This is a genomic window from Leifsonia sp. PARNA 1/14, assembly GCF_055720965.1.
Genome location: NZ_JBVQSP010000003.1, coordinates 214,713 through 225,037 on the forward strand (window position 1 = coordinate 214,713; position 10,325 = coordinate 225,037).

Consider the following 10,325-nt stretch of genomic DNA (forward strand, 5'->3'; position numbering starts at 1 on the left):
TGAGCTCCTGCTCACGGTCGGTGAACGTCGTGGTCTCGGTCACAGTGTCGACGGCGCTCATGCGTTGGCCACCGCCTCCGCGACGACGTCCAGCCCCTCGATGAGGAGTTGGTCGGGGATGCTCAGCGGCGGCAGGAACCGGATCACATTCCCGTAGGTGCCGCAGGTCAGCAGGACGACGCCCGCAGCGTGCGAGGCGGCGGCGACCTTCGCGGTGAGCGCGGCGTCCGGCTCCCCGGTCTCCGGGTCGACCAGCTCGATGGCGACCATCGCGCCCTTGCCGCGCACCTCGGCGACGCGCGGGTCGGCGGCGCGGAGGGCGCCGAGCTTCTCGAAGAGGATCTCGCCGATGGCGCGGGCGCGGCCGGCGAGGTCTTCCTGCTCATAGGTCTCGATCGCGGCGAGCGCGGCGACGCAGGCGAGCGGGTTGCCGCCGTAGGTGCCGCCGAGGCCGCCGGCCTGCGGGGCGTCCATGATCTCGGCGCGACCGGTGACGGCCGACAGCGGGAGGCCGCCGGCGATGCCCTTTGCGGTGACGATCAGGTCGGGCACGATGCCGAACTGCTCGGAGGCGAACATGGTGCCGGTGCGGGCGAAGCCGGTCTGCACCTCGTCGGCGATGAACACGACACCGTTCTCGTTGGCCCACTCCTGCAGCGCGGGCAGGAAGCCGTCGGCCGGGACGATGAAGCCGCCCTCGCCCTGGATGGGCTCGATGATGACGGCGGCGAGGTTGGAGGCGCCGATCTGCTTCTCGATGATCGTGATCGCGCGCTTGGCCGCCTCGGCGCCCGACAGGCCGCCGTCTCGCAGCGGGTAGCTGAGCGGCGCCCGGTAGATCTCGGGCGCGAACGGGCCGAAGCCGTTCTTGTACGGCTGGTTCTTGGCGGTGAGGCCCATCGTGAGGTTGGTGCGGCCGTGGTAGGCGTGGTCGAACGCGACGACGGCCTGCTTGCCGGTGTAGTGGCGGGCGATCTTGACCGCGTTCTCCACGGCCTCCGCACCCGAGTTGAAGAGGGCGCTTCGCTTGGCGAAGTCGCCGGGGGTGAGCCGGTTGAGCGCCTCGGCCACGTCGACGTAGGAGTCGTAGGGTGCGACGGTGAAGCAGGTGTGCGTGAACGCAGCGACCTGCTGGGTGACGGCCTCGACGACGCGCGGGGCGGCGTTGCCAACACCGGTCACGGCGATGCCGGAGCCGAAGTCGATGAGCGAGTTGCCGTCGACGTCGACGAGCACACCCCCGCCCGCTGCGACGGTGTAGACCGGGATGGTCGCGCCGACACCGGCGGCGACGGCCTGAGCCTTGCGCTCGGCGCGCTTGCGCGACTCCGGTCCGGGGATGGGGGTGACGAGCCGGCGCTCCTGCGGGAGCGAGGGTCCGCCGACGAGGGTTGCGGAGGCGGGGGAAACGATGGTCATGGCGGCATCGTAAGGAGCGAGGCGTGACCTCCGCCTGGACGGACCGTACAATTTCAGAAACTGGATTCGACACCCTGGCAGATGGAGTGCCCCGATGCCCGCGACCCTCGCCCAGCTCCTCGCGCGACCGGAGCTCGGCCTCCGCCGACTCACGCCGGCCGACGTCGGCGACCTCGACGTGCCGCTCTCGTGGGCGCACAGCTCCGACCTCCCCGACCCGACGCCCTTCCTCTCCCCCGGCCAGGTGCTCCTGGTCACCGGTACGCCGGACGACGTCGAGCCGTACGTCTCGCGACTGGTGTCGCACGGGATCGCGGGGCTGGGGTTCGGGACCGAGGTGCTGCGGGACACCCCCGAGCCTTTGGTGGAGGCCTGCACCCGGCACGGCCTCCCGCTGTTCGAGGTTCCCTACCGCACGCCGTTCATCGCCGTCGCCCGGTTCGTCGCCGACCGCGTCGCGGCGGACGCCTACGCGCGCAACACCTGGGCGCTGCGTGCCTCGCGTGCGATCTCGCTCGCGGCGCTGCGGCCGGACGCCCTGGGCGCCGTACTCGGCGAGCTGGCGCGCCAGATCGAGCGGCCGGTCGCGCTGTTCGGGGCGGACGGCACCCTCGACCGCATCGCGCCCTCGGGCGCGCTGGACGCGCCGGCGCGTGCAACGCTGACGGAGGCGGCCGAGCCGTTGCTACGCAGCCGCCGCCGGGCCGCGGGAACCGCAAGCACCGACGCCGGACCGTTCGCACTCCAGACCCTCGGCGCCGCCGGGCGCCTGCGCGGCGTGCTCGCCGTCGGTTCCGAGGGCCTCGACCAGGCCGCGCAGCAGGTCGTGACCGGCGTCGTCGCGCTCGCCGGCCTGGCGCTCGAGCAGAGCCGCGCCACCGACGCGGCGCGCGCCCGGCTCCGCACGGCGGTCTGGCGCGCCCTCCTCGCCGGGGAGCGCACGCTCGCCGAGACGATCGCGGAGCCCGTGCTGGGCGCCCTGCCCGACCGGCCGGTGCGCGTGACGGTGCTGCACGGGGCAGCCGGCGCCTCCGCCGCGGACTGGCTGGACGCCGACAGCGACGGCTTCTTCGCCCGCGACGGCCAGGACCTGGTGATCGTCGGAGCCGCACCGGAGACCGTCGCCGGGCTCGCCGCGCGCTTCGACCTACGCGGAGGGTCGTCCGCCCCCGTCGCCCTCGACGCCCTGGCCTCCGGAGTGACGCAGGCAGGCGTCGCCGCGCGACGGTCGACGCCGGACGAACCCGTGCCGTCGTTCGACGACGTGGCGGCGGCGGGGATGCTCGCGCTACTGCAGACGCCGGACGCCCGGGCGGTGGCGGCGACCGCCCTGGAGCCTTTGGCGGAGGCCGACCCGGCGCTGCCCGGCATCCTGCGCACCTGGTTGGATGCCGACGGCGTGTACGACGTGGCCGCGCGGCGGCTCGGCATGCACCGGCACACGCTGCGCGCACGCGTCGCGGACGCCGAGCGCCTCCTCGGCCGCGACCTCGGCGGCTTCGCGGCCCGCGCCGACCTCTACGCCGCGCTGCGCGCCGCGGAGTGAGCGCCTGGCGCGCCGCCTCCCGCCTGAGCGAGGTGGCGACATTTGCCGCAAATGTTGCGTCTCGCGGCCCCTAACGCCACATTTGGCGCAAATCACCGGCGAGTGCCGGTAGCGCGCGTCAGACCTCGACGGTGACGGGAGGCGCGGGCGGCGCGGACGGGGTGTCGCCGCGGCGCGCGGCGGCACGCAGTCGCGTGACGACGAGGGCGCCTGCCGCGGCTGCAGCGGCGATGAAGAAGAGCGCGGCGATGGCGAGGTCCACCCACTGCCGCCGCGTGAACCCGTCGTGATGGCCCACGGCGACGGTGGCCAGGCCGTGGTCGACGGCCGGTGTGGTGAGCGCGCCCAGCGCGACCGCGCCGACCACCAACGCGAACCCGAACAACGACCAACCGACACTACGCATGACCCCATTCAATCCGACCCGCCTCCTGCGGCAACCCCGACGGGCCGATCGTTACCGGTCGTTCAGCTATCGGATCGCTCGCCGGTCGCCGAGCGTGCGAAGAGACGGCGTACTCGGCGGATTTCGACCGAATTCGTGCGTACTCGAGGGTTGCGGCCAGAATGGGCGGATGAGCATCCCCCTCTCCGGCACTCACTTCGGCCTGACCGCCGGCGACTACCACGCGACGATCGCGTCGATCGGCGCCTCGCTGCGCACCCTGGAGCACCGCGGCCGTCCCCTCGTCGTCCCGTTCGACGCCGACGAGGTGCGTCCGGCTTTCCGCGGAGCCACGCTCGCGCCCTGGCCCAACCGGGTCGTCGACGGGCGGTACACCTTCGACGGCGTGGAGCAGCAGCTCGCCCTCACCGAGCCCGGCCGCGGCCACGCCCTCCACGGCCTCGCCGCGTGGCTGGACTTCACCGCCATCGACCGGTCGGCGAGCAGCGTCACGCTGACCGCGACCATCGAGGCGCAGGAGGGTTACCCGCACCGCGTGGAGGTCGCCGTCGCGTTCGAGCTCGACGAGGACGGCCTCCACACGACCGTCACCGGCACCAACTCGGGCCCCACGCCCGCGCCGTGGGGCACCGGACCGCACCCGTATCTCGTCGCCGGCAGCGGCCGCGTCGACGACTGGACCCTCGAGCTGCCCGCCTCGGAGGTGCTGACCGTGACGGAGGACCGGCTCGTCCCGACCGGGCTCGCGGACGTCGCCGTCGAGGATGCGGGTGTGTTCGACTTCCGCGCGCCGCGGGCGATCGCCGACACCTTCATCGACCACGCGTTCACCGGCCTGCTGCGCGGCGACGACGGCCGCGCCACAGTCGCGGTGCGCTCGGCCGACGGGACGGGCGTCGCGATGACGTGGGACGAGGCGTGCGCGTGGGTGCAGGTGCACACCGCCGACCGCGACATCCCGGCGCTGAACCGTCTGGGCCTCGCGGTCGAGCCGATGACGTGCCCGCCCGACGCATACAACTCCGGAATCGACCTGATCGTGCTCGCCCCCGGTGAGTCGGCGACCGCGGGCTGGACGATCACCGCCCTCTGAGCGGCGCACTGGGCCGCGGGCTCGAGGACGACTTTCGACGCGGCCGAGGAATGGGGCGATGCCCCCAGCGGAATCCGACCCGGCTGGGGGCATCGAAGCGCTGCACTAGGAGCAGCCTGGTCGTCGACGAGAGGTGCGTACCCGCGCGCCTCCGTCTACCAGTGAGCCGATGGATGATTCGACATCGGCTCGTGCTTACAACTGTACCTGATCCATGCGACATTCCGCATCTTAGTTCGGGCCTACACAAGCATTAAGGCGTCGACGCCCGGCGGGGATGCGCCGGCGGCCGGGGCGCGCATCCCACGACGGTGCGCGTCCCGGCCGGCCGGGAGTGGAGCGCGCGGCCATCCACGACTGGCCGCGCGCGGTCTGGGGGCGCGCCTACCGCGAGGTCGGCTGCAGCGCGGCGACGATCGCCGCCGCGGTCTCGCGGCCGACGCGGATCGCGCCGTCGACGTGCTGATAGCCCTTGCCCGCCATGTCGCTGCACGAGAAGTGGATGGGGCCGACGGGCGCGCGGAGGTCCGAGCCGTAGCGGGCGAGGCCTCCCATGTCGAAGCTCGCGGCATAGGCGCCGCGGGTCCACTCCTCGCTGCCCCAGTCGCTCTCGTAGTACACGACCGGGCTGAGCGCCTCGACGCCGTAGTAGTGCGACAGCGATTCGAGGATGCGCGCCTTGCGCTCCTCCGGCGACAGCCGGAACACCTCGTCGGCGGCCTCATCCGAGACGAAGCCGACCAGCGTCCCGCGCGGGTCGCCGTGATAGCTGTTGTCATACGCCTCGTGCACGAGCTCATAGGGGCTGAAGGCGGTTCCGCTATAGCCGTTGTCGCGCCAGAACGGCGTCTCGTACACGGCGTGCACCTTGATGACGAAGCCCATCGAGAGGTGCTGGTGGAGCTGCTGCTGGCGGCGCGGGAGCGGCGGCTCGTACGAGATGCGGCTGATCAGCACCGGAGGAACGGCGAGGATCGCGAACCGTGCCCGCACCTCCACGCCGTCGGCGATCGCCGTGACGCCCGACTCGTCCCAGCGGAGGGTGCGCACCGGGGCGTTCAGGTGCACGTCGTCGCCGAGGCGCTCGGCGAGCAGGAGCGGCACCTGCTGGAGGCCGCCCTTCACGCGCTTGTCGAGGATGAAGTCGGCGTCGACGAGGTTGCTGAAGCTGCCGGCGCTGGCCGCCATGAGCAGGGCCTGCAGCGCGGAGAAGGCGTGCGCGGGCTTGGTGAGCATCGCGCCCGCGATGAACATGCCGATGTTGAGGCGGGCCTCTTCGTCGTCGGTCTGCGCCTCCAGCCAGCGGCGGAACGAGATCTCGTCGAGCTCCTTGGCCTGCGGGTGCTCCCACGGGCGGTCGGGGTCGATCTCTGCGACGAGCGCGTCGAGGCGCTCGATCAGGCCGACGATCTCCTTCTCGGTGGCCGGGGCGACGGGGAAGATCTCGCCCTCGAACGTGCGGCGCGCCCCGTTCTCGCCGAGGTAGATGTTGATGCCCTCGCGGTACCGGGAGTACGTCTCCAGCCCCAGCTCGTCGAGGGTCTCGATGAGCGCGTCCTGGTCGGGCGAGACCCACTGGCCGCCGATCTCCAGCGTCGCGCCGTCGATGTCGTTCGTCCAGAGGCGGCCGCCGACGCGGTCCCTGGCCTCCAGGACGGCCACGCTCAGTCCGGCCTTCTTCAGCTCCGTCGCGGCCGTGAGGCCGGAGGCTCCAGCGCCGACGATGACCACGTCACGTTCGATGCTGTCCATTGCTATCAACTCCTCCATCGGGTCACGAGGATGCTAGGCGGGCGCGGGACACCGAATCCTGTACACGGTGTCGAAAGAGTGTGCTGCTCCTCGACGATGCGTCTATTCTCCGCTTCCGCGGCGCACGCCGCCGCGCGGATTCGGCCACTGGTCTTCCCGCGGGCACCGACCCGGGGGCATCCTGGGCGAGACATCCTGTGCGAGACATCCTGTGCGAGACGCGAGGGAGACCGACATGACGACTCCGATCGGTGCAATCGTCCGCGGCGCGGTGGCCGGCGTGGTCGGCACGGTCGCCTTCGACGTCTGGCTCTACCTGCAATACCGTCGGGAGCACGGAACCGAGCGCTTCGCGGACTGGGAGTCCTCGGCCGATGTGACCGGATGGGAGAACGCTCCGGCACCCGCACAGGTCGGCCGGCGCATCATCGACGGGCTGTTCGAGACCGACCTGCCGGACTCCCGGGCGCGCCGTCTCAACAACATCGCTCATTGGACGTACGCCCTCTCGGGGGCCGTCGCGTACGGGGTCGTCGCCGGATCGCTCCGGAGACCGCGCACCGTGTACGGCCTGATCTTCGGCGCGGGGATGTGGCTGTCGGGCTACATCATCCTGCCGCCGATGCACCTGTACAAGCCGATCACGGAGTACGACGCGAAGACTCTCGGAAAGGATTTGGCCGCGCACCTCGTGTACGGGACGGCCACGGCGGCGGTGTTCTCGTCGCTCAGCCGACGGCGCTGATCTCCGCCTCGGCGGCGGCACCGCTGACCCGCAGGTAGACGATGAGCCAGCTGAACACCAGCACGCCGGCGACGAGCTCGGCCGCGGTCAGCACGTAATAGCCGACCGCGAAGAACACCAGCATCAGCACGATCGTGCCGAAGAAGACGTAGCCGAGGACGAAGAACGAGGCCGGAGCGTTCGGCAGCGCGGCGCGCACCCAGAAGACGACGAGCGCGAACACCAGCACCATCCCCACCGCCGACACGTTGTGCAGGGTCACCGAGATGTTCAGCGTGAAAATGCCGACGCACGCCAGCAGCACGCCGATCAGGATGAGTCCGACGCGCACGCGCAGCACGGCCGACCTCCGTCGCGGGTCCGCGATGCCGCGGGCGTCGGTGGCGTAGCGCGCGATCGCCGTGACGATGACACCGGCGACGATCAGCGTGAGGTTGAAGGTCAGCGACGACACGCTCTGCGTCATCCCGAGTGCACTGAGGTGCTGCTGCCACCAGTGCGGGTCGGGCGCGCTGAGCATGGAGGCCAGGATGCCGACCACGGCGAATGCGGCGAGCACGGTCGAGAGCCGCATCAGGTCCATCCGGGCGGCCGAGAGGAACACCGCGTACCCCGTCACGCCGGCGGCGGCAGCGGCGAGCGCGGTCGCCGAGAGCGAGTAGACCGTCGCATCTTGGAAACCGTTGGCGAGTACCGCACCGAGCACGAGCCAGCCGAGCAGGGCGAGGATGCCGTGCGCGAGGGCGATGGCGAAGGTGTCGAAGATGTCGACGCCGCTCGCTTTGTGCGCGGTGCCGGCGGGGTCGCGGCCGGACTGGAAGGGCGTCAGCCCCTCCCGACGCCAGAGCCTCCCGGTGATGTAGGCCAGAAAGGCGATGACGCCGCCGGCGATGGCGACGAACTGCCCAACCGAGCCGGGACCGGCGATCGGCAGCGTGCGCCCCCAGAACAGCAGGAGCGCCACCACGCCCGCTACGACGAACACCGCTCCGCCGACGACGATCCCTGCGCCTTCGACGGTCAGCTGCGCCGGCGCCGACAACCCGCTGAACGTGGGCCGGACCCGATTGGTCGTGCTCACGACGACCACCTCCCGCACATCCTGCGCGGCCCTGTCGGCCGACGTCGCGCACAATGTATCGCCGCACCCCCGCACTCGGCTACAGGGCAGTTCGGGCTGGAGGATATGCGGGCAGGACACGCCCGTGGTCTCCTCTCCAAGCGCTCGAGGAAGTGCGACGGCCCGGCGCCCGCGGTGCCGCGTTTCGCCTCAGCCGGCGGCGCGCGAACGGCTCGGGAGGTCGTCGCCGAGGGTGTCCACGGGCCCGACGATGACACCCTCCAGCCGGCGGACGACGTCGAGGTAGTCGCCCGTCCACACGATCCGCACCGCCGTCGCCGAGACGTTCCCGCGGTCGTCGCCGAGGTCGCGCTCGACAGCGTCGGCGAGCCGCGAGCGGGCGGAGGCGTCGACCGGCTCGGGTGTCGGAAGGGCGTCCCGCGTCACCAGGCGCGACGCGAGCCGCGAGTACCAGTCGTCGAGCCGTGAGATGGAGGCGTCCAACGCGCGATGCGCGCCCGCCCGGTCGGCGTCAGCGGCCTCCTGCCCCCGCCAGAGGTCGAGGATCGCGTCGCTCGCCAGCCGCACGCCCGCGACGCCGTTGACGGAGGCCGAGACCTCGGCGAGCGGCCGGCTCTTGCTGCCGCGCTCCCCCAGGTAGGTGCGAAAAGCGTCGTCGAGCCGGCGCGCGGCCGCCGCGGCGCGCAGCGACTGCGCCCGCGGCTCGGGGAGGTCGTGCGCCGCGGCATCGCACCGGCCCAGCCCGAACGCGACGGCTGCAGCGAGATACGCCACGCTCTCGGTGTACGCCTGCGCCAGCGCCTGTCTCAGCGCGGCTGCGGCTCCGCGCGGCCAGAACAGCGCCCCGACCAGGAGGCTCACCGCGCAGCCGAGCGCGATGTCCTCGATGCGGATGAGCCCGACCGTCCACCCCGACGGTGCGATGAGGTTGAAGAGCAGCACGAGCAGGATCGTGAACGCCGCCTGACCGGCCGCGAACGAGATCGCCGCCGGCGCGACGCCGGCCACCAGGATCGCGATCGGCAGCAGGACCCAGATGACCACACGGTTGTCACCGATCGCGAACATCGCCGCCGCGCCCAGCAGCACCCCGATCGAGGTTCCGATGACACCGCGCAACACCGTCTGGCCGGTGCTCAGCGCATTGGAGCGGAGCACGGAAAGTGTGCCGAGCACCACCCAGAAGGAGTGCTGCACCCCGGTCAGGTTGGCCAGCAGAACGGCGAGCCCGAGCGCGACGGCGCCGCGGATGCTGTTGCGCAGCCAGACGGAGTTCCAGCCGACGTACCCCGTCGCGCGCTCCGCCGCGGCCGCCACCGGCCCGACGAGGTCGCCGGGCTGACGCCCCATCACCCGCTGCCACCAGGAGCGGCGCTCCGCCCGCGCCGTGAGCGCGATGTTCACTGCGACCGACGTGGTCGCCTGGGCCAGCTCCTGCGCGCGGAAGCCGGGATCGAGGGAGGCGACGAACCGGTCGGCGGCGCGGCCCCCCTCCTCTTTCTCACCGGAGGCCGGGACCGTCATCGTGGCGGCCTCCACGGCGCCGCGCGCCTCGCCCAGGAGGCCGAGCGCGCTCTCCACGCCGGCCGGGTCGCCACCGTGCTGCGCCAGCAGATCGGCCCCGCGTTCCAGCACGGCGGCCGCGGCGCTCTTCACCTCGAAGGCTGCGACGTGCACGGGGCCGCCAGGGGTCGTGGCCGACAGCTTGACGTGCTCGAACTGCTCGATGACGGCGTTCAGCCAGGTCAGCTCGTCGACCAGCCGGACGATGGTGCGCGCCGATGTGCTGAGCCCGGTCGGCCGGTATGGCGTGTTCAGGAACGACCGGTGCAGCGCGGCGACCGCCGCGTCGGCCTCCTGGGTCGCTGCGTCGCGGTCGGCGGCCAGCTCGGGGTTGCCGGCGCGCAGCATCGCCGCGGCCTCGGCGCGCAGCCGTGCGGCGAGCGCCCGGCAGGCGTCGACGGCGGGGCCGCGCAACGGCTCGCGGGTCGGCGCCGGCCAGAGCACGACGATGGCGACGACGGCGACGACGGCCGCGATCCCCCAGCCCAGCAGCCGCGGGCCGAGCGATGCGACCGTGCCGGGAAGCGTGACGGGGAGGATGAACGCCAGCAGCAGGGACGTGCTCGCGGACGCCATGACCGAGCTCACGGAACCCGCGAACAGCACGCCGAAGGCGACCACCGCCATGGCGACGGCCGAGAGCCAGACCGGCCTCGACACGAGCGTGCCGACGCAGACGAGCACGGCACCCGCGACGGCGAGGCCGAGCTGCGCCTGCTC

8 protein-coding genes are annotated in these 10,325 nt (G+C 72.2%); 3 read left to right on the forward strand and 5 right to left on the reverse strand.

Features of this window, described 5'->3' with window-relative positions:
• Window positions 1-57: 57 nt before the first annotated feature.
• Window positions 58-1,419, reverse strand: a complete 1,362-nt coding sequence (gabT, locus tag AC0HS0_RS10515) for a 4-aminobutyrate--2-oxoglutarate transaminase (protein WP_472963871.1) — start codon at window positions 1,417-1,419, stop codon at window positions 58-60.
• Between the two features lie 94 nt (window positions 1,420-1,513).
• Between gabT and AC0HS0_RS10520 the strand changes: the two genes are divergently transcribed.
• Window positions 1,514-2,965 (forward strand): PucR family transcriptional regulator, encoded by a 1,452-nt coding sequence (locus AC0HS0_RS10520; protein ID WP_472963872.1) that lies wholly within the window; start codon window positions 1,514-1,516, stop codon window positions 2,963-2,965.
• Between the two features lie 118 nt (window positions 2,966-3,083).
• On the opposite strand, the gene AC0HS0_RS10525 is transcribed toward AC0HS0_RS10520, so the two are convergent.
• Window positions 3,084-3,371, reverse strand: coding sequence for a hypothetical protein (locus AC0HS0_RS10525; protein ID WP_472963873.1), 288 nt, complete (start codon window positions 3,369-3,371; stop codon window positions 3,084-3,086).
• Window positions 3,372-3,540: 169 nt separating this feature from the next.
• Here AC0HS0_RS10525 and AC0HS0_RS10530 point away from each other — a divergent pair, with 169 nt between their 5' ends.
• Window positions 3,541-4,464: an aldose 1-epimerase family protein gene (locus tag AC0HS0_RS10530; protein ID WP_472963874.1), complete on the forward strand. Its 924-nt coding sequence runs from the start codon at window positions 3,541-3,543 to the stop codon at window positions 4,462-4,464.
• 384 nt (window positions 4,465-4,848) lie between these two features.
• Here the strand turns inward: AC0HS0_RS10530 and AC0HS0_RS10535 are convergent, their stop codons facing one another.
• Window positions 4,849-6,216 carry a flavin monoamine oxidase family protein gene (locus tag AC0HS0_RS10535; RefSeq protein WP_472963875.1) on the reverse strand — a complete coding sequence of 456 codons (1,368 nt, stop codon included), beginning with the start codon at window positions 6,214-6,216 and terminating at the stop codon, window positions 4,849-4,851.
• A gap of 235 nt (window positions 6,217-6,451) precedes the next feature.
• Between AC0HS0_RS10535 and AC0HS0_RS10540 the strand changes: the two genes are divergently transcribed.
• Entirely contained in the window at window positions 6,452-6,961 is a 510-nt protein-coding gene (locus AC0HS0_RS10540; protein ID WP_472963876.1) for a hypothetical protein, read from the forward strand.
• On the opposite strand, the gene AC0HS0_RS10545 is transcribed toward AC0HS0_RS10540, so the two are convergent.
• Complete coding sequence (locus tag AC0HS0_RS10545) at window positions 6,945-8,042, reverse strand: DUF998 domain-containing protein (protein WP_472963877.1); 1,098 nt, start codon at window positions 8,040-8,042, stop codon at window positions 6,945-6,947. The genes AC0HS0_RS10540 and AC0HS0_RS10545 overlap by 17 nt on opposite strands.
• Before the next feature lie 189 nt (window positions 8,043-8,231).
• Window positions 8,232-10,325, reverse strand: a 2,094-nt coding sequence (locus tag AC0HS0_RS10550; RefSeq protein ID WP_472963879.1) for an FUSC family protein, incomplete at its 5' end; no start/stop codon positions are given.

Excerpts from the sequence above, each read along its gene's own strand:
- gabT (WP_472963871.1), bottom strand. The coding sequence starts at position 1,419 with ATGACCATCGTTTCCCCCGCCTCCGCAACCCTCGTCGGCGGACCCTCG.
- AC0HS0_RS10520 (WP_472963872.1), top strand. The coding sequence starts at position 1,514 with ATGCCCGCGACCCTCGCCCAGCTCCTCGCGCGACCGGAGCTCGGCCTC.
- AC0HS0_RS10525 (WP_472963873.1), bottom strand. The coding sequence starts at position 3,371 with ATGCGTAGTGTCGGTTGGTCGTTGTTCGGGTTCGCGTTGGTGGTCGGC.
- AC0HS0_RS10530 (WP_472963874.1), top strand. The coding sequence starts at position 3,541 with ATGAGCATCCCCCTCTCCGGCACTCACTTCGGCCTGACCGCCGGCGAC.
- AC0HS0_RS10535 (WP_472963875.1), bottom strand. The coding sequence starts at position 6,216 with ATGGACAGCATCGAACGTGACGTGGTCATCGTCGGCGCTGGAGCCTCC.
- AC0HS0_RS10540 (WP_472963876.1), top strand. The coding sequence starts at position 6,452 with ATGACGACTCCGATCGGTGCAATCGTCCGCGGCGCGGTGGCCGGCGTG.